At 55.6% G+C, this 20,917-nt stretch carries 25 protein-coding genes; 11 read left to right on the top strand and 14 right to left on the bottom strand.

What is annotated here, in order from left to right; all coding sequences use genetic code 11:
• Positions 1-14: 14 nt before the first annotated feature.
• Entirely contained in the window at positions 15-1,949 is a 1,935-nt protein-coding gene (gene ftsH, locus SP68_RS02610) for an ATP-dependent zinc metalloprotease FtsH (RefSeq protein WP_008806637.1), read from the bottom strand.
• 99 nt (positions 1,950-2,048) lie between these two features.
• Entirely contained in the window at positions 2,049-2,678 is a 630-nt protein-coding gene (gene rlmE / locus SP68_RS02605; RefSeq protein WP_008806638.1) for a 23S rRNA (uridine(2552)-2'-O)-methyltransferase RlmE, read from the bottom strand.
• A gap of 123 nt (positions 2,679-2,801) precedes the next feature.
• Between rlmE and yhbY the strand changes: the two genes are divergently transcribed.
• Positions 2,802-3,095: a ribosome assembly RNA-binding protein YhbY gene (yhbY, locus tag SP68_RS02600; RefSeq protein ID WP_002918374.1), complete on the top strand. Its 294-nt coding sequence runs from the start codon at positions 2,802-2,804 to the stop codon at positions 3,093-3,095.
• A 152-nt stretch (positions 3,096-3,247) separates the two neighbouring features.
• On the opposite strand, the gene greA is transcribed toward yhbY, so the two are convergent.
• A complete protein-coding gene (gene greA / locus SP68_RS02595; RefSeq protein ID WP_008806639.1) occupies positions 3,248-3,724 on the bottom strand; it encodes a transcription elongation factor GreA in 477 nt (158 codons plus the stop codon).
• A 235-nt stretch (positions 3,725-3,959) separates the two neighbouring features.
• Here greA and dacB point away from each other — a divergent pair, with 235 nt between their 5' ends.
• Complete coding sequence (dacB, locus tag SP68_RS02590) at positions 3,960-5,393, top strand: serine-type D-Ala-D-Ala carboxypeptidase (RefSeq protein WP_008806640.1); 1,434 nt, start codon at positions 3,960-3,962, stop codon at positions 5,391-5,393.
• Between the two features lie 51 nt (positions 5,394-5,444).
• On the opposite strand, the gene cgtA is transcribed toward dacB, so the two are convergent.
• The 4 genes from cgtA to rplU all read right to left on the bottom strand — a co-directional run bounded on the left by cgtA (position 5,445) and on the right by rplU (position 8,286).
• Positions 5,445-6,623: an Obg family GTPase CgtA gene (gene cgtA, locus SP68_RS02585; RefSeq protein ID WP_008806641.1), complete on the bottom strand. Its 1,179-nt coding sequence runs from the start codon at positions 6,621-6,623 to the stop codon at positions 5,445-5,447.
• A 15-nt stretch (positions 6,624-6,638) separates the two neighbouring features.
• Positions 6,639-7,604, bottom strand: a complete 966-nt coding sequence (locus SP68_RS02580) for a DMT family transporter (RefSeq protein WP_008806642.1) — start codon at positions 7,602-7,604, stop codon at positions 6,639-6,641.
• A 92-nt stretch (positions 7,605-7,696) separates the two neighbouring features.
• The gene (gene rpmA, locus SP68_RS02575) at positions 7,697-7,954 is read right to left on the bottom strand and encodes a 50S ribosomal protein L27 (RefSeq protein WP_002434222.1); all 258 of its coding nucleotides are present in this window, start codon (positions 7,952-7,954) and stop codon (positions 7,697-7,699) included.
• A 20-nt stretch (positions 7,955-7,974) separates the two neighbouring features.
• On the bottom strand, positions 7,975-8,286 hold the full coding sequence (rplU, locus tag SP68_RS02570; protein ID WP_002918379.1) for a 50S ribosomal protein L21: 312 nt from the start codon (positions 8,284-8,286) through the stop codon (positions 7,975-7,977).
• A gap of 260 nt (positions 8,287-8,546) precedes the next feature.
• On the opposite strand from rplU, the gene ispB reads away from it, so the two are divergent.
• Both ispB and sfsB read left to right on the top strand, forming a co-directional pair.
• Positions 8,547-9,518 (top strand): octaprenyl diphosphate synthase, encoded by a 972-nt coding sequence (ispB, locus tag SP68_RS02565; RefSeq protein ID WP_008806643.1) that lies wholly within the window; start codon positions 8,547-8,549, stop codon positions 9,516-9,518.
• 196 nt (positions 9,519-9,714) lie between these two features.
• Positions 9,715-9,987, top strand: coding sequence for a DNA-binding transcriptional regulator SfsB (sfsB, locus tag SP68_RS02560; protein ID WP_008806644.1), 273 nt, complete (start codon positions 9,715-9,717; stop codon positions 9,985-9,987).
• A 54-nt stretch (positions 9,988-10,041) separates the two neighbouring features.
• Here the strand turns inward: sfsB and murA are convergent, their stop codons facing one another.
• From murA to mlaF, 7 genes are all read right to left on the bottom strand, one after another.
• Positions 10,042-11,301 carry a UDP-N-acetylglucosamine 1-carboxyvinyltransferase gene (gene murA / locus SP68_RS02555; RefSeq protein WP_008806645.1) on the bottom strand — a complete coding sequence of 420 codons (1,260 nt, stop codon included), beginning with the start codon at positions 11,299-11,301 and terminating at the stop codon, positions 10,042-10,044.
• A gap of 53 nt (positions 11,302-11,354) precedes the next feature.
• Positions 11,355-11,609, bottom strand: a complete 255-nt coding sequence (gene ibaG / locus SP68_RS02550) for a BolA family iron metabolism protein IbaG (protein ID WP_004144910.1) — start codon at positions 11,607-11,609, stop codon at positions 11,355-11,357.
• A gap of 136 nt (positions 11,610-11,745) precedes the next feature.
• Positions 11,746-12,036: a lipid asymmetry maintenance protein MlaB gene (gene mlaB, locus SP68_RS02545; protein WP_008806646.1), complete on the bottom strand. Its 291-nt coding sequence runs from the start codon at positions 12,034-12,036 to the stop codon at positions 11,746-11,748.
• The gene (gene mlaC / locus SP68_RS02540) at positions 12,036-12,671 is read right to left on the bottom strand and encodes a phospholipid-binding protein MlaC (RefSeq protein ID WP_002918386.1); all 636 of its coding nucleotides are present in this window, start codon (positions 12,669-12,671) and stop codon (positions 12,036-12,038) included. Before mlaC ends, mlaB begins: the two co-directional genes overlap by 1 nt.
• An 18-nt stretch (positions 12,672-12,689) precedes the next feature.
• Positions 12,690-13,241, bottom strand: a complete 552-nt coding sequence (mlaD, locus tag SP68_RS02535; RefSeq protein WP_004206195.1) for an outer membrane lipid asymmetry maintenance protein MlaD — start codon at positions 13,239-13,241, stop codon at positions 12,690-12,692.
• Positions 13,242-13,245: 4 nt separating this feature from the next.
• Entirely contained in the window at positions 13,246-14,028 is a 783-nt protein-coding gene (gene mlaE, locus SP68_RS02530) for a lipid asymmetry maintenance ABC transporter permease subunit MlaE (RefSeq protein ID WP_004150949.1), read from the bottom strand.
• A 7-nt stretch (positions 14,029-14,035) separates the two neighbouring features.
• Positions 14,036-14,848, bottom strand: coding sequence for a phospholipid ABC transporter ATP-binding protein MlaF (gene mlaF / locus SP68_RS02525; RefSeq protein ID WP_012540470.1), 813 nt, complete (start codon positions 14,846-14,848; stop codon positions 14,036-14,038).
• A 209-nt stretch (positions 14,849-15,057) separates the two neighbouring features.
• Here mlaF and SP68_RS02520 point away from each other — a divergent pair, with 209 nt between their 5' ends.
• The 7 genes from SP68_RS02520 to rpoN are packed head-to-tail and all read left to right on the top strand — an operon-like array spanning position 15,058 to position 20,916.
• Positions 15,058-16,035, top strand: coding sequence for a calcium/sodium antiporter (locus tag SP68_RS02520; protein ID WP_008806648.1), 978 nt, complete (start codon positions 15,058-15,060; stop codon positions 16,033-16,035).
• A complete protein-coding gene (gene kdsD, locus SP68_RS02515) occupies positions 16,032-17,036 on the top strand; it encodes an arabinose-5-phosphate isomerase KdsD (protein WP_075206807.1) in 1,005 nt (334 codons plus the stop codon). Before SP68_RS02520 ends, kdsD begins: the two co-directional genes overlap by 4 nt.
• Before the next feature lie 14 nt (positions 17,037-17,050).
• Positions 17,051-17,617 carry a 3-deoxy-manno-octulosonate-8-phosphatase KdsC gene (gene kdsC / locus SP68_RS02510; protein ID WP_008806650.1) on the top strand — a complete coding sequence of 189 codons (567 nt, stop codon included), beginning with the start codon at positions 17,051-17,053 and terminating at the stop codon, positions 17,615-17,617.
• Complete coding sequence (lptC, locus tag SP68_RS02505) at positions 17,614-18,189, top strand: LPS export ABC transporter periplasmic protein LptC (RefSeq protein ID WP_008806651.1); 576 nt, start codon at positions 17,614-17,616, stop codon at positions 18,187-18,189. The genes kdsC and lptC overlap by 4 nt, the downstream gene beginning before the upstream one ends.
• Positions 18,158-18,703, top strand: coding sequence for a lipopolysaccharide ABC transporter substrate-binding protein LptA (gene lptA / locus SP68_RS02500; protein WP_002918415.1), 546 nt, complete (start codon positions 18,158-18,160; stop codon positions 18,701-18,703). The genes lptC and lptA overlap by 32 nt, the downstream gene beginning before the upstream one ends.
• A 6-nt stretch (positions 18,704-18,709) precedes the next feature.
• The gene (gene lptB, locus SP68_RS02495; protein ID WP_002918417.1) at positions 18,710-19,435 is read left to right on the top strand and encodes an LPS export ABC transporter ATP-binding protein; all 726 of its coding nucleotides are present in this window, start codon (positions 18,710-18,712) and stop codon (positions 19,433-19,435) included.
• Between the two features lie 47 nt (positions 19,436-19,482).
• On the top strand, positions 19,483-20,916 hold the full coding sequence (gene rpoN / locus SP68_RS02490) for an RNA polymerase factor sigma-54 (RefSeq protein WP_012540467.1): 1,434 nt from the start codon (positions 19,483-19,485) through the stop codon (positions 20,914-20,916).
• The last annotated feature ends 1 nt before the right edge of the window (position 20,917 follow it).

The raw sequence follows: 20,917 nt of genomic DNA, 5'->3' as shown, positions 1-20,917 counted from the left end.
TCAACAGCGGTAGCTTACTTGTCGCCCAGCTGCTCTGACATGGTGTTGCCCGGGTTCGGCGTACGCGGTTCATCAACCGGACGCGGCGCACGAGGCGTGCCATTGTTGTCAGAGTTATTCGAAGAACCCGGTTCTTCCCAACCCGCCGGCGGACGAACATCGCGACGAGCCATCAGGTCGTCAATCTGCGGCGCATCGATAGTCTCATATTTCATGAGCGCATCTTTCATCGCGTGCAGGATATCCATGTTGTCGTTCAGCAGTTGGCGAGCACGACCGTAGTTACGCTCGATCAGCGATTTCACTTCCTGGTCGATGATACGCGCGGTTTCATCGGACATATGCTTCGCTTTCGCTACGCTACGGCCGAGGAAGACTTCGCCTTCTTCTTCCGCATACAGCAGCGGACCGAGTTTGTCGGAGAAGCCCCACTGGGTCACCATGTTACGCGCCAGGTTCGTCGCCACTTTAATGTCGTTGGACGCGCCGGTAGAAACATGTTCCGGACCGTAGATAATCTCTTCCGCCAGACGACCGCCGTACAGGGTGGAGATCTGACTTTCCAGTTTCTGACGGCTGGCGCTGATCGCATCGCCTTCCGGCAGGAAGAAGGTCACACCCAGCGCACGACCGCGCGGGATAATCGTCACTTTATGGACTGGATCGTGTTCCGGAACCAGACGGCCGATAATGGCGTGGCCTGCTTCGTGGTAAGCGGTCGATTCTTTCTGCGCTTCCGTCATCACCATGGAGCGACGTTCCGCACCCATCATGATTTTGTCTTTCGCTTTTTCGAACTCAACCATCGAAACAACACGTTTGTTGCCGCGAGCAGCAAACAGCGCCGCTTCGTTGACCAGGTTCGCCAGGTCCGCACCAGAGAAGCCAGGGGTACCGCGCGCAATGATCGCCGCGTCGATATCCGGCGCCAGCGGTACGCGACGCATATGCACTTTCAGGATCTGTTCACGACCGCGAACATCCGGCAGACCAACGACAACCTGACGGTCGAAGCGGCCTGGACGCAGCAGCGCGGGGTCCAGAACGTCCGGACGGTTAGTCGCCGCGATAACGATAATACCTTCGTTACCTTCGAAGCCGTCCATTTCAACCAGCATCTGGTTCAGGGTCTGCTCACGTTCATCGTGACCACCGCCAAGACCCGCGCCACGCTGGCGGCCGACGGCGTCGATTTCATCGATGAAGATGATGCAAGGCGCTGCTTTCTTAGCCTGCTCGAACATGTCACGCACACGAGATGCACCGACACCGACGAACATTTCGACGAAATCAGAACCGGAAATTGTGAAGAACGGTACTTTTGCTTCGCCAGCGATCGCTTTCGCCAGCAGCGTTTTACCGGTACCCGGAGGGCCGACCATCAGGACGCCTTTCGGGATCTTACCGCCCAGTTTCTGGAAGCGGCTCGGCTCACGCAGGTATTCCACCAGCTCACCGACTTCCTCTTTCGCTTCGTCACACCCGGCAACGTCGGCAAAAGTGGTTTTGATCTGGTCTTCCGTCAGCATACGGGCTTTGCTTTTGCCGAAGGACATCGCGCCCTTCCCGCCACCGCCCTGCATTTGCCGCATAAAGAAGATCCAGACGCCGATCAACAGCAGCATTGGGAACCAGGAGATGAAGATGGAAGCCAGCAGGCTTGGCTCTTCTGGTGGTTCGCCAATAACTTTGACGTTTTTAGTCAACAGGTTATCGAGCAGCTTCGGATCGTTAACCGGAATGTAAGTCGTGTAACGGTTACTATCTTTCTTGGTAACGTTGATCTCACGTCCGTTGATACGCGCTTCGCGAACCTGGTCCTGATTGACCTCTTGCAGGAAGGTAGAATAATCCACCTTGCGGCCATTCGACTCGCTGGGCCCAAAGCTCTGGAATACTGACATCAGCACAACGGCAATGACCAGCCAGAGTATTAGGTTTTTCGCCATGTCACTCAAGGGATTAACCTCTTATTACAACTGTGTTAAAAACAGCGTCAGGATACTCTATATCCAGTTTCTTTCAAACTTTCGTTTGAAATCTGCCGGTTATGGTTTACGCCCGGTCGCTACAATATACACTTCACGCGAACGAGCGCGGGAAGAGTCCGGTTTACGAACTTTGACCTTCGTAAACAGGGAGCGAATTTCTCGAAGATACTCATCGAAGCCTTCGCCCTGGAACACCTTCACTACAAAACTACCACCTGGCGCTAATACATCACGAGACATTTCAAGCGCCAGTTCTACCAGATACATAGCCCGGGGAATATCCACCGCCGGTGTTCCGCACATATTCGGCGCCATATCGGACATGACAACTTGGACTTTACTGTCGCCCACTCGCTCAAGTAACGCTTTCAGGACTAATTCATCACGAAAATCGCCCTGAAGGAAGTCCACACCAACGATTGGATCCATTGGTAAAAGATCGCAAGCGATGATGCGGCCGCTGTTGCCGATCTGCGTGACCGCATACTGCGACCAGCCACCGGGAGCAGCACCGAGATCGACTATCGTCATCCCCGGCTTAAAAATTTTGTCACTTTGCTGTATTTCATCAAGTTTAAACCAGGCACGGGAACGTAACCCCTTTTTCTGTGCCTGTTGAACATATTTATCGCTAAAGTGTTCCTGAAGCCAGCGGCTTGAGCTGGCAGAACGCTTTTTACCTGTCATTTAACATTCCCGTTCGGGTTCATCGTACTTTACTGCGTAAAAATCGACGCGGTAGTTTGGCGATATATGGGAGATGGCGGTAGAATGACCCGTTTTCAATCCCAACGTAAGCAAAAAAACACGATGAATCTGAGTACTAAACAAAAACAGCACCTGAAAGGTCTGGCACATCCGCTCAAGCCGGTAGTTATGCTTGGCAATAATGGTTTGACCGAAGGGGTACTGGCCGAGATCGAACAAGCGTTAGGGCACCATGAGCTCATCAAGGTGAAGATCGCCTCAGAAGATCGCGAAACTAAAGCCTTGATCGTGGAAGCCATCGTACGTGAAACCGGCGCCTGTAACGTACAGGTCATCGGTAAAACGCTGGTTCTGTACCGCCCAACGCCAGAGCGTAAGATCTCGCTGCCACGCTAAGAATATCCTGAATCTCGACACAACTTTGTGTAAAACGAGGGATTTCTGCGGCCAGGCGAGCAAAATGCCATGCTCCTGACGTTGATAAAAGGCCGCTATGCGGCCTTTTTCCTTTCTTTACAATCTATAAACATCGTAGCGGGAAATACGCCTTACAGGTATTCAACCTTAGTAATTTCGTATTCCACTTCACCACCCGGGGTACGGATAGTCACGACGTCATCCTGCTCTTTGCCGATCAGACCACGGGCGATCGGCGAGTTCACGGAGATCAGATTCTGCTTAAAATCAGCTTCATCATCACCCACGATGCGGTAGGTCTGTTCCTCATCGGTATCGAGGTTGAGCACGCTGACGGTTGAGCCAAAAATTACCCGGCCATTGTTCGGCATTTTGGTGATATCGATCACCTGGGCATTGGACAGCTTCGCTTCAATATCTTTGATACGCCCTTCGCAGAAGCCCTGCTGCTCACGCGCAGCATGATACTCAGCATTCTCTTTCAGATCGCCGTGTTCACGAGCGTCAGCAATAGCGGCAATGATTTCAGGACGACGCACAGACTTCAGATAATCCAGTTCTTCGCGCAGTTTCTCAGCGCCACGTAAGGTCATCGGAATCGCTTGCATTAGTTATACCTCTTTATCATTCCTTCAGGGAACGGAGAGCTCCGCCCCGCCACCTGCCCTGCCCACAGGCAGGACACGAGCAAAAAGAAACCGACCCGGGAAACACTCCCCAGGTCAGCAGCAATTTTTCATTTGATAGGTATTTTACCCCGAAGTTCATTATGGGTCATCGTTTACTTTACTGGGCGTTGCACCGTAGTATGACGGCCTGGCTTCAGGTTGTTAGCGCGAGATTATGCGATTTCCCAGATTTATCATCGGATTGACTGCCGGTATAGCGCTTAGCGCTCAGGCGGCGAATATTGACGAGTACATCAACCAGCTTCCCGCCGGTGCGAACCTTGCCTTTATGGCGCAAAAGGTCGGCGCATCGACGCCGGAAATCGACTATCACAGCCAGCAAATGGCGCTCCCGGCCAGTACGCAAAAGGTTATCACCGCGCTGGCGGCTCTGCTGCAGCTGGGGCCCGATTTCCGCTTTACCACCACGCTGGAAACCAAAGGCTCACTTGACGGCGGCGTGCTGAAAGGCGATCTGATTGCGCGCTTCGGCGGCGATCCGACGCTCAAACGGCAGGATATTCGCAATATGGTGGCGACGCTGAAAAAAGCTGGCGTGCAGCGTATCGAAGGCAATGTGCTCATCGATACCTCGGTCTTCGCCAGCCATGACAAAGCGCCGGGCTGGCCGTGGAACGACCTGACGCAGTGCTTCAGCGCCCCGCCGGCGGCCGCAATTGTCGACCGTAACTGCTTCTCTGTCTCGCTGTATAGCGCGCAGAAACCGGGCGATCTCGCCTTCATTCGCGTTGCGTCCTATTATCCGGTCACCATGTTCAGCCAGGTGCGAACGCTGGCGCGCGGCTCAGCAGAAGCACAGTACTGCGAGCTCGACGTAGTGCCAGGCGATCTCAATCGCTATACCCTCACTGGCTGCCTGCCGCAGCGTAGCGAGCCGCTGCCGCTGGCCTTCGCCATTCAGGATGGCGCCAGCTACGCCGGGGCGATCCTCAAAGCGGAGCTGACCCAGGCGGGGATCACCTATAGCGGCACGCTGCTGCGCCAGACGCTGGCCAATGACCCCGGAACGGTATTAGCCACCACCCAGTCGGCTCCACTGCACGATCTGCTGCGGATCATGCTGAAGAAGTCAGATAACATGATTGCCGACACCGTCTTTCGTACCATCGGCCACGCCCGCTTCGGCGTACCAGGCACCTGGCGGGCAGGATCCGATGCCGTACGCCAGATCCTGCGTCAACAGGCTGGGGTCGATCTCGGCAATACGATCATCGCCGACGGCTCTGGCTTGTCGCGCCACAACCTGATCGCCCCGGCGACCATGATGCAGGTGCTGCAGTATATCGCCCAGCACGATACCGAGCTCAACTTCATCTCCATGCTGCCGCTGGCGGGCCACGACGGGTCGCTGCAATACCGCGCCGGTCTCCACCAGGCGGGCGTGGATGGCAAAGTCTCGGCGAAAACAGGTTCGTTGCAGGGGGTTTATAACCTTGCAGGCTTTATCACTACCGCCAGCGGACAAAAGGTGGCCTTCGTGCAATATCTCTCCGGTTACGCCGTGGAACCCGCCGACCAGCGTAATCGCCGCATCCCGCTGGTCCGCTTTGAAAGCCGCTTGTATAAAGATTTGTACCAGAACAACTAAAACAAAAGGGCCGCATCAGATGCGGCCCTTTTTGATCCAGCGAAGTCAGGATTAGCGTTTGTAGATGAATTCGACGCCTTCTTCGTCGTCTTCGTCCCAGTCGTCATCCCAGTCTTCGTCATCTTCCACTTCGACTTCGGCTTCTTCAAGCTGCTGACGGTGATAGTCGTCCCACATGAACTCGACTTTCTCCGGCTTCTGCTCTTCTTCCACATGCACGATCGGGTTTTCGATGATAAAGGTCATCACGTCCCAGCACAGCTCTTTCACGCCCTGCTGGCTGGCCGCTGAGATCAGGTAGAATTTATCTTCCCAACCCAGCGCTTCGGCAATCGCCTTCGCTTTGGCTTCGGCTTCCGCTTTGTCCATCAGGTCAATCTTGTTAAAGACTAACCAGCGTGGCTTGGAGGCCAGCTTCTCGCTGTATTTCTCCAGCTCGCCAATGATAATGCGGGCATTCTCAACCGGATCGGAACCATCGATAGGCTCGATGTCGATGAGATGCAGCAGCACACGGCAGCGCTCAAGGTGCTTGAGGAAGCGGATACCAAGGCCTGCACCTTCCGCTGCGCCTTCAATCAGCCCCGGGATATCGGCGACCACGAAGCTCTTCTCGTTGTCCATACGCACCACGCCCAGGCTCGGCACCAGGGTGGTAAACGGATAGTCAGCCACTTTCGGCTTGGCGGCGGAGACCGCGCGGATGAAGGTGGATTTGCCGGCGTTCGGCATCCCCAGCATCCCGACATCGGCCAGCAGCATCAGCTCCAGCTGCAGGTCGCGTTTATCACCCGGGGTACCCATGGTCTTCTGACGCGGAGTGCGGTTAACGGATGATTTGAAACGGGTGTTGCCCAGACCGTGCCAGCCACCTTTCGCCACCATCAGACGCTGACCGTGTTTGGTCATGTCGCCCATGGTCTCGCCGGTTCCCTGGTCGATAACCCGAGTCCCGACCGGCACTTTCACCGTCACGTCTTTACCACGCTTACCGGTACAGTCGCGGCTCTGGCCATTCTGCCCGCGTTCGGCGCGGAACGATTTTTCAAAACGGTAGTCGATCAGGGTGTTCAGGTTCTCGTCCGCTTCCAGCCAGACATCGCCGCCGTCACCGCCATCGCCGCCGTCCGGACCGCCTTTCGGAATATACTTTTCGCGGCGGAAGCTTACGCAACCATTGCCGCCGTCACCTGCTACGACCAGGATCGTTGCTTCATCTACAAACTTCATTTTACTCTCCGTAAATCATTCGCCTGAGCGGGGCAGCGGTACTACCGCCTCTCGCTTACGCCAACGCCCCCAAAGACGATGGCCGATGGCGGAATACATCGCGCCCGCAACCACGACAAACGCACCGAGATAACCAATCAGGTTTAACATCGGTCTGGCGAAAACATCGGGCCAGGCCATTGATAATAAATCAGAAAACAGTAGCGTAAACAGTGGCGTCAAGGTGATTAACGCGCTGACCTGCGCCGCCTGCCAGCGCGCCATGGCTTCCGCCAGCGCCCCGTAGCCGACCAGGGTATTTAGCCCGCAAAAAATCAGGCATGCCAGTTGCCAGTCGCTTAGCTGGGATATCACCCCGGGCTTAGCGAGCGGCAGTAATGCAATCGTACATAAAGTGTACAGCAAAAATAGTATCTGCTGTGATGCCAGACGGCGCAATAACACCTTTTGCGCGACGCCATAGCTTACCCACACCGTTGCAGCAGCAACGCCGAAAATTACCCCCCATGTGTAATCCGTCAGGCGGGTAAAGATTTCAATCAGGCTGGTGTTGAAAAACATCACCAGCCCGCTGAGCAACATCAACGCGCCCACCACCTGGGTACCGCGCATGCGCTCTTTCAGAATCACGACGCTTGCCACCATCATGCCCACCGGCGATAGCTGGCCGATGACCTGAGAAGCAGTGGGGCTGAGATATTGCAGGGAAGAACTGAACAGAATGAAGTTACCGAACAGGCCACCGGTGGCAATGGCTAACAAAACCAGCCAGCGCGGCTTGCGAAAAATTCGCAGCGGCGGCAGTTTGCCTTTGATCGCGAGGATCGCGCCAAGCCCAATGCTGGCCATCAGGAAGCGATAAAACACCACCGTAGGCGGCTCCATCACCTCAAGAACCTGTTTCATCGCAATCGGCAACGCTCCCCAACACATCGCGGTGGTAAGCGCCAGAATAATGCCAATCCCAGCCTGCTGCTTCATGCCTGTTTCCCTGCAAAATTTTCCAGTAGACGAATGTAAAAAGCCCCGCAACGTGTTGCGGGGCTTTCATCCGTTACCGGGACGCGAAAAACTTATTCAGCAACGATGCTGATGAATTTACGGTTTTTCGGGCCTTTAACTTCGAACTTGACTTTACCGTCAGTCAAAGCGAACAGAGTGTGGTCACGGCCGCAACCAACGTTGGTGCCAGCGTGGAATTTGGTACCACGTTGACGAACGATGATGCTACCTGCCAGAACTGCTTCACCGCCGAAACGTTTTACGCCCAGACGTTTAGCTTCTGAATCGCGACCGTTACGAGTCGAGCCGCCAGCCTTTTTATGTGCCATTTAAATCTACTCCTCAGGTCTTAGGCGCTGATGCCAGTGATTTTCACATCAGTGAACCACTGACGATGGCCCTGCTGCTTACGATAGTGTTTACGACGACGAAACTTAACGATTTTAACTTTCTCGCCACGACCGTGAGCAACAACTTCAGCTTTGATTACGCCGCCCTCAACGAAAGGAACGCCGATCTTGATTTCTTCACCGTTTGCGATCATCAGCACTTCAGCGAATTCAACAGCTTCGCCAGTTGCGATGTCCAGCTTTTCCAGGCGAACGGTCTGACCTTCGCTTACTCGGTGTTGTTTACCACCACTTTGGAAAACCGCGTACATATAAAACTCCGCTTCCGCGCACCTCTTTATGTGATTCAGAGTGCGCTATAAATATTCACAATAGGGCGCGAATATTACGCAAAACGCGAGCCTTTGACAAGAGCGATTAGCGATCAATGCAGAAAAAAAACACAACTTTCACGACAACGTTTATCTACGGCAATTTTTCAGTACAATCATATCTTCTTTTAATTCTGTCTTAATCCTTCTGTGATCCCACCTGGATTCATGGTAACAGGACATTTGGCCCGGCTTTTGCGATGAATTTAGAAAAAATCAATGAGTTAACCGCGCAAGATATGGCGGGTGTCAATGCGACGATTCTTGAGCAACTCAACTCCGATGTTCAGCTTATCAATCAGTTAGGCTATTACATCGTCAGCGGCGGCGGCAAACGCATTCGCCCGATGATTGCTGTGCTTGCCGCGCGCGCGGTGGGCTATCAAGGGAGCGCGCATGTCACTATTGCTGCGCTGATTGAATTTATTCATACCGCCACGCTACTGCATGACGACGTCGTCGATGAGTCTGACATGCGTCGCGGCAAAGCCACGGCCAATGCGGCGTTCGGCAATGCCGCCAGCGTGCTGGTTGGCGATTTCATCTATACCCGCGCCTTCCAGATGATGACCCAGCTAGGCTCACTGAAGATCCTCGAGGTCATGTCGGAGGCGGTGAACGTCATTGCCGAAGGCGAAGTGCTGCAGTTGATGAACGTCAACGATCCGGATATCACGGAAGAGAACTATATGCGCGTCATCTACAGCAAGACGGCGCGCCTGTTTGAGGCGGCCTCGCAGTGTGCGGGAATGCTGGCCGACTGCTCCGCGGAAGAAGAGCGCGCATTGCAGGATTATGGTCGCTATCTCGGCACCGCTTTCCAGCTGATCGACGATTTACTCGACTACAGCTCCGACGGAGAACGACTCGGTAAAAACGTCGGTGATGACCTGAACGAAGGCAAACCGACGCTACCGCTGCTGCATGCTATGCATCATGGCACCCCCGATCAGGCGGCGATGATCCGCGGGGCGATCGAGCAGGGCAATGGTCGCCATCTGCTGGATGCTGTTCTGGAAACCATGGCCACCTGCGGTTCGCTGGAGTGGACGCAGAAGCGTGCTGAAGAAGAAGCCGATAAAGCGATTGCAGCCCTGCAGATCCTCCCGGACACACCGTGGCGCGAAGCTTTGATTGGACTGGCACATATTGCGGTCCAGCGCGATCATTAATCCCCCCTCCTTTCCCGCGCGATGCGCGGGAAAGTTCCAGTAAAATGCCACTTCTTTCCCTAAACTTCCGAATATCTTGATAGATTCTGAATATTCTGGCGCCTTAACAGAACTTGTTAGAACCCTACATAGTACGCGGGTATAGTGTCCCCATCGCCCATGTGGACGATCTGGACCTTTAACACCAGGAGAATTTATGGATAAGTTCATCGACTGGCATCCCGCCGATATTGTTGCTGGGTTACGTAAACGGGGAACATCGCTGGCGGCAGAGTCGCGACGGCACGGCCTGAGTTCTTCAACGCTGGCGAACGCCCTGACCCGCCCCTGGCCGAAAGGCGAGTTGATTATCGCCACGGCGCTGGAAACGCAGCCGTGGGTCATCTGGCCGTCACGCTACCACGACCCGGTGACTCATGAGTTTATCGACAGAACGCAGATGATGCGTCAAAAGAAGACAGACAGGTGATGTGATAATCGACAGGGTCCCGAACCAACGCCCCGGGGCCCTGTCAGGACACGGTTACTCGCCCTTCACGCGCTGAATATTGGCACCCAACGCCTGCAGTTTATCCTCGATACGCTCATAGCCACGATCGATGTGGTAGATGCGATCAACGATGGTGGTCCCTTCAGCGATGCAGCCTGCCAGCACGAGGCTCGCCGACGCACGCAAATCGGTCGCCATCACCTGCGCGCCCGAAAGCTGCTTCACGCCGTGACAGATAGCGGTATTGCTCTCGATCTCCGCGTGCGCGCCCATACGGATCAGTTCCGGAATGTGCATGAAGCGGTTTTCAAAGATCGTTTCGGTGATCACGCCGGTCCCTTCCGCCACCAGGTTAAGCAGCGTGAACTGGGCCTGCATATCGGTCGGGAAGCCCGGGTGCGGCGCGGTACGCACGTTGACCGCTTTCGGACGGTTGCCGTGCATATCGAGGCTAATCCAGTCTTCTCCCGTTTCGATGTCAGCCCCGGCGTCACGCAGTTTCGCCAGAACGGCATCCAGAGTATCCGGCTGCGCGTTACGGCAGAGGATCTTGCCGCCGGAAATCGCCGCGGCCACCAGGAAGGTGCCAGTTTCGATACGGTCCGGCAGTACACGGTATACGCCGCCACCCAGACGCTGCACGCCTTCGATGGTAATGCGATCGGTGCCCTGGCCTTTGATTTTCGCGCCCAGCGCGTTAAGGAAGTTGGCGGTATCGACAATTTCCGGCTCGCGCGCGGCGTTTTCGATAATCGTCGTCCCCTCCGCGAGGGTCGCTGCGCTCATGATAGTTACGGTAGCGCCGACGCTCACCTTATCCATCACGATATGCGCGCCTTTCAGGCGACCGTTGACCGAGGCTTTGACATAACCTTCTTCCAGTTTGATCTCGGCGCCCAGCTGTTCCAGACCGCTAATGTGCAGGTCGACCGGACGCGCGCCGATGGCGCAGCCGCCTGGCAGAGAAACTTGTCCCTGACCAAAACGCGCCACCAGCGGGCCCAGCGCCCAGATGGAGGCACGCATGGTTTTCACCAGGTCGTACGGAGCACAGAATACATCAACCGGACCGGCGTCAATCCATACTGAACCATTGCGCTCAACCTTCGCGCCCAGCTGGCTCAGCAGCTTCATGGTGGTATCGATATCTTTCAGCTTAGGTACGTTCTGGATCTCTACCGGCTCTTCGGCAAGCAGCGCGGAAAAGAGGATTGGCAGGGCGGCGTTCTTTGCACCAGAAATGGTGACTTCGCCCTGAAGGCGAGTCGGCCCCTGAACACGGAATTTATCCATTGATTCTGTTCTCTATTAAAAATTCACATACGCTGCAGGGGACCCCCCACAGCTTAGAAGCCATTTAGTTTGCGGTCTCGCGCCCACTCCTGCGGAGTGAAGGCCTTGATCGACAGCGCATGGATACGGTTGTCAGCAATATATTCCATCAGCGGCGCGTAGACGCTCTGCTGCTTTTTAACCCGACTCATGCCATCGAACATCTCACCCACAGCAATAACCTGAAAGTGGCTGCCATCGCCAGAGACGTGGACTTCCTGGAGGGGGAGTGCGTTCATCAGCACGGTCTGAATTTCATGATTTTCCATGGGCTCAAATTTATCTGATAGTGAAAACAGCCCAACATCTTAGAGGAAAGTGGCGCGGTCTTAAACAAGCAAAAAGCCCCGACGAAAAGATTGCCGGGGCTTTCGGAATAGCTTCAACGCTAAGGCACTGAAAAGATTATGGGATCATATCGACAGGCAGGTTGTAAAGACCGATCAGCGTTTGCAGATTTTCGCTCTTCGCGATCAGCTGCGCTTCCCGCCCCTGACGGCGGATCAGTGCCACAAAATGCACTAACAGCGCCAGGCCCGCCGTGTCCACGCGCGTAGTCTGGCTGAGATCGATGATCGTCGCCCCCTCCGTCGCCCTGGCGCGTGCTTCCCAGAGCGGGACCAGCAGATCCTGGTCCAGCTCTCCGTGCAGCGCCAGCGTCTCGCCCTCGCGAGTCCAGCTCAGCTGCCCGGTCATTATTTTTTCTGTTCCAGCGTGATCGGCTGAGCGGAGATCGCTTTCAGCTGCGCGGTCAGGCCGTCAACGCCCTTGGTGCGCAGCAGATCGCTCCACTCATTCTGTTTGGTAGTGATCATACTGACGCCTTCGGCGATCATATCGTAGGCCTGCCAGTTACCGGTCTGGGTATTTTTACGCCACTGGAAGTCCAGACGCACCGGCGGACGACCGTTCGGGTCGATGATAGTGACGCGGATCGGAACGATGGTTGCGCTGCCCAGCGGCTGCTCCGGCGCAATCTGGTAAGTCTGCCCGTGGTACATCGCCAGCGCCTGGCCGTAGGCCTGCTTCAGATATTCACGGAAGGCGGCAAAGTAGGCCTCACGCTGCGCGGGGGTCGCTTCTTTGTAATAGCGGCCCAGCACCAGCGCGCCAGCATATTTCACCTGCACATACGGCAACAGCTCCTGGTCGACGATGTCGCGCAGATAGTTAGGGTTGGCTTTGATCTTCGGCTGTTCATTCTTCAGGCGATCGAAGGTTTTCTGCGCCGCTTCATTCATCAGCTTATACGGGTTGGACTGGTCTGCCGCCTGGACAGCGGTCAGCGGGGCAATCACCAGCATGGCGACCATGAGTAAGCGTTTAAACATATCGTGTTTCTCCTGAAATTAATGCGTCGTGCCGGCTGCCGGCGTCGCGTCAGTATGACCTTCTGCCTCGGCCTTATCATTGCCAGAATTCTGATTGTCGCCGCCCTTGCTGTTATAAAGGAACTGACCAATCAGATCTTCCAGCACCATGGCGGACTTGGTGTCCTGGATAGTACCGCCGTCTTTAAGGATAGTCGTCCCAAGGTCCGGGTCTTCAAAACCGACGTTCAGCGCCAGATACTGTTCGCCCAGCAGACCCGAGGTGCGGATCGCCAACGAACTGGTATCCGGGATATGGTTGTAGCGCTCATCGATATCGAGCTCCACGCGTGGCAGATAGGTTTTCGGGTCGAGAGTGATGTCCGCTACCCGTCCCACAACCACACCGCCGATGCGTACCGGCGAACGCGCCTTCAGGCCGCCGATGTTATCGAAGGTCGCGTAAAGGCGGTAAGTCGGCTCAGTACGTAGCGAGGTGACGTTCGCCGCCTTCAGGCAGACAAACAGCGCCGCCAGCAGCGCCACCAGTAAGAACACCCCTACCCAGATTTCATTTTTTTTCGTTTGCATGAACTCAATTCCCAAACATCAGCGCAGTCAGCACAAAATCCAGCCCCAGAACCGCCAGCGACGCATGCACCACGGTGCGTGTTGTCGCCCGGCTAATCCCGGCGGAAGTGGGGATAGCGTCATAACCGTTAAATAACGCAATCCAGGTTACCGTAATGGCGAATACCAGACTCTTAATCAGGCAGTTCACCAGGTCCATTCGCCAGTCGACGGCATTTTGCATCGCGGTCCAGAAAAAACCACCGTCAATGCCTTTCCAGCTTACGCCTACCAGCGCACCACCCCAGATCCCTACCGCGACAAAGATAATCGTCAACAGCGGCAGCGAAATGACGCCAGCCCAGAAGCGTGGAGAAATCACGCGACGCAGCGGGTCCACCGCCATCATCTCCATACTCGAGAGCTGCTCCGTGGCCCGCATCAGGCCAATCTCGGCGGTCAGCGCCGATCCGGCGCGCCCGGCAAACAGCAGCGCAGCGACCACCGGCCCCAGCTCGCGCAGCAGCGACAGCGCCACCAGCATGCCAAGACTGGTCTCTGCGCTGTAGGTGGTTAAGACCAGATACCCCTGCAGCCCGAGCACCATACCGATAAACAAGCCCGATACAATGATAATCAGCATCGACAGAACGCCAACGTTATAGAGCTGACGAACCAGCAGCGGCGCGTGCTTGCGAAACTCTGGTTTGCCCACAACGGCGTTGAAAAGCATTAATCCGGCGCGTCCAAACGTCGCGGTGGTTTTAATCCCGCGATGTCCTAGCGCGGCCAGCGCATTAAACAGCATGAGTCGCTCAACTCCCTATGCCTAATAAATCATGGTGATAGTCGCCAGCCGGATAACGGAACGGCACCGGGCCGTCGGCAATACCATCAATAAACTGACGAACCCGAGGATCGGTATTCTCCCGCAGCGACTGGGCGCTACCGTGGGCGACAATCTTTTTATCCGCCACGATATACGCGTAGTCCGCAATGCTAAGCACCTCAGGCACATCGTGCGAAACCACGATGCAAGTGACACCCAACGTGTTGTTGAGTTCAGAAATCAGCTTCACCAGCACGCCCATGGTGATGGGATCCTGCCCGACAAACGGTTCGTCGAACATAATCAGATCCGGCTCAAGGGCAATCGCTCTCGCCAGGGCGGCGCGGCGCGCCATCCCGCCGGAAAGCTCGGAGGGCATTAACTTCGCCGCCCCACGCAACCCCACCGCTTCCAGCTTCATCATCACCGTCGTATGCAGCAGCGCAGGCGGCAGCTGCGTATGCTCGCGCAGCGGATAGGCAACGTTATCAAAGACATTGAGATCGGTGAACAGCGCGCCAGACTGGAACAGCATGCTCATCCGCTTACGCACCGTATAAAGACGCGATCGCGTCATCTGCGGCACGTTCTCGCCATCAAACAGGATCTCTCCCCTGTCCGGCGGGATCTGCCCGCCGATCAGGCGTAACAGGGTAGTCTTGCCGATCCCCGAAGGTCCCATGATCGCAGTAATTTTACCGCGCGGCACCGACAGCGAGATGTCGTCGAAGATCACACGATCGCCGCGTGAAAAGCGGATACCGCGTACTTCAACTAAATTCGCCTGAGTTTGGCTCATAAAATCATCCTTACTAAACACCTGACGGGCAAGCATGGCCCTTTCTTGCGCCACAATCACAACATTTTTACAGAATCTTACCTGCACAGGTTAGCGAAAGCTGGCATTTGTTTTACTTTTGGCACACATAAAGTCAAAATTAAGAATTCGTTACGCTGCGTAGGGATAACCCAGCGAGGCGACGATTATACCTGAAGAAAGGACTTTAGATGCTCTTAGCGACGGCTCTGTTAATTATTGGTTTACTGCTGGTTGTCTACAGCGCCGATCGTCTGGTCTATGCCGCTTCCATCCTGTGTCGTATGTTGGGGATCCCGCCGCTGATCATCGGTATGACGGTGGTGAGTATCGGCACCAGCCTGCCCGAGATCATGGTTTCCACCACGGCCTCGCTGCATGGGCAGATCGATCTGGCGGTCGGCACCGCGCTCGGCTCCAACATTACCAATATTCTTCTGATCCTCGGACTCGCCGCCTTACTCAGGCCATTTACCGTGCATTCTGATATTCTGCGCCGCGAATTACCGCTAATGTTGCTGGTCAGTGTGCTGGCCGGGCTGGTGCTCTACGATGGACAGCTGTCCCGTCTCGACGGGCTGTTTTTACTGGCGTTAGCGCTTCTGTGGCTGCTGTTTACCATCAAAATCGCCCGTCTGGCGGAGCGCCAGGGCAGCGATAGCCTGACTCGCGAACAGCTGGCGGAGCTGCCGCGTGAAGGATCGCTGCCGGTCGCTCTGCTCTGGTTAGGGGTCGCGATGATTGTCATGCCCATGGCTACCCGTATGGTGGTGGATAACACCACGGTATTGGCAAACTTTTTTGCCATTAGCGAGCTGACCGTCGGTCTGACGGTGGTGGCGATAGGTACCAGCCTGCCAGAGCTGGCCACCGCTATCGCCGGGGCGCGGAAAGGGGAAGATGACATTGCTATCGGCAATATCATCGGCGCCAATATCCTCAATATTGCGCTGGTGCTGGGTTTACCGGCGCTGATCGCGCCGGGGAGCTTTGCGAGCGAAGCCTTCACTCGCGATTATGGCGTGATGCTGCTGGTCAGCCTGATCTTCGCGGTGCTGTGCTGGCGCCGCCAGCAGCAGCCGGGACGGCTGGTTGGCGCACTGCTGGTCGGCGGCTTTGTGGTTTGGTTGGCGATGCTGTTCTGGACAGCGCCGCTCTTCGTTGAATGACTCGGGATAACATCATGTCGCAAATAGATTTGCCCACGGATTTTGACTTTCAACAGGCAGGCCGTCAGGTGCTGGAAATTGAACGCGAAGGTCTGGCCCAGCTCGATCAATATATAAATGAAGACTTTACCCATGCTTGCGAAACGATTTTCCGCTGCGGCGGCAAAGTCGTGGTGATGGGGATGGGCAAATCCGGCCACATCGGCCGCAAAATGGCGGCGACGTTCGCCAGTACCGGCACCTCGGCTTTTTTTGTCCACCCCGGCGAAGCGGCGCACGGCGATTTAGGAATGGTCACTCCACAGGATGTGGTGATTGCGCTGTCGAATTCCGGCGAATCGAATGAAATTCTGGCGCTGATCCCGGTCCTGAAGCGCCAGCAGGTGAAGCTTATCTGCATCACCAGCCGGCCTGAGAGCAGCATGGCGCGCGCAGCGGATATCCATCTGTGCGTGAAAGTGCCCAAAGAGGCCTGCCCGTTAGGGCTGGCGCCCACCTCCAGCACCACCGCGGCGCTGGTGATGGGTGATGCCCTCGCCGTCGCTCTGCTGGAAGCCCGTGGCTTTACCGCCGAAGATTTCGCCCTGTCTCATCCTGGCGGCGCACTCGGTCGTAAGCTGTTGCTGCGCGTCAATGATATTATGCATACCGGTGATGAAATCCCGCACGTCGGCCTGCAGGCCACCCTGCGCGATGCGCTGCTGGAAATCACGCGTAAAAATTTAGGCATGACCGCCGTTTGCGATGACGATATGAACATCATCGGGATCTTCACCGATGGTGACCTGCGCCGGGTCTTTGATACCGGCGTCGATATGCGTAATGCCAGCATTGCCGATGTCATGACCCGGGGAGGGATCCGCATCCGTCCCGGCACCCTGGCGGTAGATGCGCTAAACCTGATGCAATCCCGTCATATCACCTGCGTGCTGGTTGCCGATGGCGACCACCTGCTAGGTGTGGTACATATGCACGATCTCCTGCGCGCGGGCGTAGTGTAAGTAAGGAAAAAATAATGAATAATGCTGATGCTCAGTTAGCGACATGCTATGGGCCGGTAAGCCAGGCGTTTCTCGATCGCGCGGCTAAGATCCGTCTACTGATCCTCGATGTTGACGGTGTATTATCCGACGGACTTATCTATATGGGTAATCACGGCGAGGAGCTGAAAGCGTTCAACGTCCGCGATGGCTATGGTATCCGCTGCGCGCTGACCTCCGGCATCGAAGTGGCGATTATTACCGGGAGAAAAGCTAAACTGGTAGAAGACCGCTGCCAGACGCTGGGCATTACGCATCTCTATCAAGGTCAGTCGGATAAGCTGTTGGCGTTTCGCGAATTAGTCAGCAAACTGGCGGTTCGTCCGGATGAAGTGGCGTATATCGGCGACGATCTGATCGACTGGCCGGTGATGGCGGAAGTGGGTTTAAGCGTCGCCGTCGCCGATGCGCATCCGCTGCTGCTGCCGCGGGCGAATTATGTCACGCGCATTAACGGCGGACGCGGCGCGGTACGCGAAGTCTGCGATTTGTTACTATTGGCGCAGGGCAAGTTGGATGAGGCCAAAGGGCAATCAATATGAGTAAAACCAGACGTTGGGTTATCATTTTACTGTCGCTGCTCGCGCTGATCCTCATCGGCCTGAATCTGGCGAATACGGACGACACGGCCCAGCCGGAGGTCAATCCCAACGACCCGACGTATAAAAGCGAACATACCGACACCGTCGTGTACAGCCCGGAAGGCGCCCTGAGCTATCGGCTGATTGCCGAGCATGTGGAATACTTTTCCGATCAGGAGGTTTCCTGGTTTACCAAGCCGGTGATGACCACCTTTGATACCAATAAGGTGCCAACCTGGTCAATCAGGGCAGATAAAGCGAAGCTGACGAATGACCGTATGCTCTATCTTTACGGGCACGTTGAGGTGAATGCGCTCGCGCCTGACTCTCAACTGCGCAAAATTACGACGGATAACGCCCAGATAAATCTGGTCACACAGGACGTTACCTCCGATGACATGGTGACGTTATACGGCACCACATTTAATTCCAGCGGCCTGAAAATGCGTGGAAACCTTCGCAGCAAAAATGCCGAGCTGATTGAAAAGGTGAGAACCTCTTATGAAATTCAGAACAAACAAACTCAGCCTTAAGATTGCGCTCGCCGGCGCTTTACTGGCCGCCAGCCTGCCGGCCCTGGCCAAGACGGGAGATACCGATCAGCCGATCCATATCGAGTCCGATCAGCAGTCACTGGATATGCAGGGCAACGTCGTCACTTTCACCGGTAACGTGGTCGTCACCCAGGGGACGATCAAAATTAACGCTGATAAAGTGGTGGTCACCCGTCCGGGCAATGAGAAAGGTAAAGAGGTGATCGAAGGCTTCGGTAACCCGGCCACCTTCTACCAGATGCAGGATAACGGCAAGCCGGTAAAAGGCCGGGCGTCGAAAATGCGCTACGAGCTGCAGAATGATTACGTCGTGCTGACCGGCAATGCTTACCTTGAGCAGCTCGACAGCAATATCAAGGGCGATAAGATCACCTATCTGGTGAAAGAGCAAAAAATGCAGGCCTTCAGCGACAAAGGTCGACGCGTCACCACCGTTCTGGTGCCGTCTGAGCTGCAGGATAAAAGCGGCAATCAGCAAAAGAAGAGTAACTAATTCGTTATGGCAACCTTAACTGCGAAGAATCTCGCCAAAGCTTATAAAGGCCGCCGCGTGGTGGAAGATGTCAGTCTCACCGTTAACTCCGGAGAGATTGTCGGCTTGCTCGGCCCGAACGGCGCCGGTAAAACCACCACCTTCTACATGGTGGTCGGCATTGTGCCGCGCGACGCGGGCAATATTATTATCGATGACGAAGACATCAGTCTGCTACCGCTGCACGCGCGCGCGCGCCGGGGCATCGGCTATCTGCCGCAGGAAGCCTCTATTTTTCGTCGTCTGAGCGTCTATGACAACCTGATGGCGGTCCTGCAGATCCGTGACGATTTAACCAGCGAACAGCGGGAAGATCGCGCTAAAGAGCTGATGGAAGAGTTTCATATTGAGCACCTGCGCGACAGCCTCGGTCAGGCGCTCTCCGGTGGTGAACGCCGCCGTGTCGAAATCGCGCGCGCGCTGGCGGCGAACCCGAAATTTATCCTTCTGGATGAACCCTTTGCCGGTGTTGACCCCATCTCCGTTATCGATATCAAACGCATCATTGAGCACCTGCGCGACAGCGGCCTCGGCGTACTGATCACCGACCATAACGTCAGAGAGACCCTCGCCGTCTGCGAACGGGCGTATATTGTCAGTCAGGGACACCTTATTGCTCATGGTACGCCGCAGCAGATCCTCGAAGATGAGCAGGTTAAGCGCGTGTATCTTGGGGAAGACTTCAGACTCTGATAGGGTAGAGGTTACAGACGTTTTAGCCGGAGATATTTACCCTGAACATGAAGCAAGGTTTGCAATTAAGGCTTAGCCAACAGCTTGCCATGACGCCGCAACTGCAGCAGGCTATTCGTTTGCTGCAGTTGTCCACGTTAGAACTCCAGCAAGAGCTCCAGCAAGCGCTGGAAAGTAACCCATTGCTTGAGCAAACCGATCTTCACGACGAGGTAGAGGCGAAAGAAGTGGAGGACCGCGAGTCCCTCGATACCGTCGATGCGCTTGAGCAAAAAGAGATGCCGGACGAGCTCCCTCTCGATGCCAGCTGGGATGAAATCTATACCGCCGGTACGCCGTCAGGCAACGGCGTGGATTATCAGGACGACGAGCTGCCCGTCTATCAAGGCGAAACCACTCAGACGCTGCAGGATTATCTGATGTGGCAGGTCGAGCTGACGCCCTTCACCGACACCGACCGCGCCATTGCCACCTCCATCGTCGACGCCGTCGACGATACGGGCTATCTCACCATTCAGATTGAAGACATCGTCGACAGCATTGGCGATGACGAAATCGGCCTGGAAGAGGTGGAGGCCGTTCTGAAGCGCATCCAGCGTTTTGATCCGGTTGGCGTCGCGGCGAAAGATCTGCGCGACTGCCTGCTGATCCAGCTGTCGCAATTCGCTAAAGAGACGCCGTGGCTGGAAGAGGCCCGGTTGATTATCAGCGACCATCTCGATCTGCTGGCTAACCACGATTTCCGCACCCTGATGCGAGTAACGCGCCTGAAAGAAGAGGTGCTGAAAGAGGCGGTGAATCTGATCCAGTCGCTGGATCCCCGCCCTGGCCAGTCCATTCATACCAGTGAACCGGAATATGTCATTCCCGACGTACTGGTCCGCAAAGTCAGCGGCCGCTGGACCGTGGAGCTCAACGCCGACAGCATTCCCCGGCTGAAGATTAATCAGCAATATGCGGCAATGGGCAACAGCGCCCGCAATGACGCCGACGGCCAGTTCATTCGCAGCAATCTGCAGGAAGCCCGCTGGCTAATCAAAAGTCTCGAAAGCCGCAACGATACGCTGCTGCGCGTCAGCCGCTGCATCGTTGAACAGCAGCAGGCTTTTTTCGAACAGGGTGAAGAGTATATGAAGCCGATGGTGCTGGCCGATATCGCCCAGGCTGTCGAGATGCATGAATCCACCATTTCCCGTGTCACCACGCAAAAATATCTGCACAGTCCGCGCGGTATTTTTGAACTGAAGTATTTCTTCTCCAGCCATGTGAATACCGAAGGCGGCGGCGAAGCCTCGTCGACGGCCATTCGCGCGTTGGTGAAGAAGTTAATCGCCGCGGAAAACCCCGCGAAGCCGTTGAGCGACAGTAAGCTCACCTCCATGCTGTCCGAGCAGGGTATCATGGTCGCGCGCCGCACTGTCGCGAAGTACAGAGAGTCTTTATCCATTCCGCCGTCAAACCAGCGTAAACAACTGGTCTGAC

This window comes from Klebsiella variicola, from assembly GCF_000828055.2.
Classification (GTDB): domain Bacteria; phylum Pseudomonadota; class Gammaproteobacteria; order Enterobacterales; family Enterobacteriaceae; genus Klebsiella; species Klebsiella variicola.
This window is presented reverse-complemented; position numbering and strand designations above follow the sequence as displayed.

Bases quoted from the DNA above. Each gene is read 5' to 3' on its own strand.
- ftsH (WP_008806637.1), bottom strand. From the start codon at position 1,949: ATGGCGAAAAACCTAATACTCTGGCTGGTCATTGCCGTTGTGCTGATG.
- rlmE (WP_008806638.1), bottom strand. From the start codon at position 2,678: ATGACAGGTAAAAAGCGTTCTGCCAGCTCAAGCCGCTGGCTTCAGGAA.
- yhbY (WP_002918374.1), top strand. From the start codon at position 2,802: ATGAATCTGAGTACTAAACAAAAACAGCACCTGAAAGGTCTGGCACAT.
- greA (WP_008806639.1), bottom strand. From the start codon at position 3,724: ATGCAAGCGATTCCGATGACCTTACGTGGCGCTGAGAAACTGCGCGAA.
- dacB (WP_008806640.1), top strand. From the start codon at position 3,960: ATGCGATTTCCCAGATTTATCATCGGATTGACTGCCGGTATAGCGCTT.
- cgtA (WP_008806641.1), bottom strand. From the start codon at position 6,623: ATGAAGTTTGTAGATGAAGCAACGATCCTGGTCGTAGCAGGTGACGGC.
- SP68_RS02580 (WP_008806642.1), bottom strand. From the start codon at position 7,604: ATGAAGCAGCAGGCTGGGATTGGCATTATTCTGGCGCTTACCACCGCG.
- rpmA (WP_002434222.1), bottom strand. From the start codon at position 7,954: ATGGCACATAAAAAGGCTGGCGGCTCGACTCGTAACGGTCGCGATTCA.
- rplU (WP_002918379.1), bottom strand. From the start codon at position 8,286: ATGTACGCGGTTTTCCAAAGTGGTGGTAAACAACACCGAGTAAGCGAA.
- ispB (WP_008806643.1), top strand. From the start codon at position 8,547: ATGAATTTAGAAAAAATCAATGAGTTAACCGCGCAAGATATGGCGGGT.
- sfsB (WP_008806644.1), top strand. From the start codon at position 9,715: ATGGATAAGTTCATCGACTGGCATCCCGCCGATATTGTTGCTGGGTTA.
- murA (WP_008806645.1), bottom strand. From the start codon at position 11,301: ATGGATAAATTCCGTGTTCAGGGGCCGACTCGCCTTCAGGGCGAAGTC.
- ibaG (WP_004144910.1), bottom strand. From the start codon at position 11,609: ATGGAAAATCATGAAATTCAGACCGTGCTGATGAACGCACTCCCCCTC.
- mlaB (WP_008806646.1), bottom strand. From the start codon at position 12,036: ATGACCGGGCAGCTGAGCTGGACTCGCGAGGGCGAGACGCTGGCGCTG.
- mlaC (WP_002918386.1), bottom strand. From the start codon at position 12,671: ATGTTTAAACGCTTACTCATGGTCGCCATGCTGGTGATTGCCCCGCTG.
- mlaD (WP_004206195.1), bottom strand. From the start codon at position 13,241: ATGCAAACGAAAAAAAATGAAATCTGGGTAGGGGTGTTCTTACTGGTG.
- mlaE (WP_004150949.1), bottom strand. From the start codon at position 14,028: ATGCTGTTTAATGCGCTGGCCGCGCTAGGACATCGCGGGATTAAAACC.
- mlaF (WP_012540470.1), bottom strand. From the start codon at position 14,848: ATGAGCCAAACTCAGGCGAATTTAGTTGAAGTACGCGGTATCCGCTTT.
- SP68_RS02520 (WP_008806648.1), top strand. From the start codon at position 15,058: ATGCTCTTAGCGACGGCTCTGTTAATTATTGGTTTACTGCTGGTTGTC.
- kdsD (WP_075206807.1), top strand. From the start codon at position 16,032: ATGACTCGGGATAACATCATGTCGCAAATAGATTTGCCCACGGATTTT.
- kdsC (WP_008806650.1), top strand. From the start codon at position 17,051: ATGAATAATGCTGATGCTCAGTTAGCGACATGCTATGGGCCGGTAAGC.
- lptC (WP_008806651.1), top strand. From the start codon at position 17,614: ATGAGTAAAACCAGACGTTGGGTTATCATTTTACTGTCGCTGCTCGCG.
- lptA (WP_002918415.1), top strand. From the start codon at position 18,158: ATGAAATTCAGAACAAACAAACTCAGCCTTAAGATTGCGCTCGCCGGC.
- lptB (WP_002918417.1), top strand. From the start codon at position 18,710: ATGGCAACCTTAACTGCGAAGAATCTCGCCAAAGCTTATAAAGGCCGC.
- rpoN (WP_012540467.1), top strand. From the start codon at position 19,483: ATGAAGCAAGGTTTGCAATTAAGGCTTAGCCAACAGCTTGCCATGACG.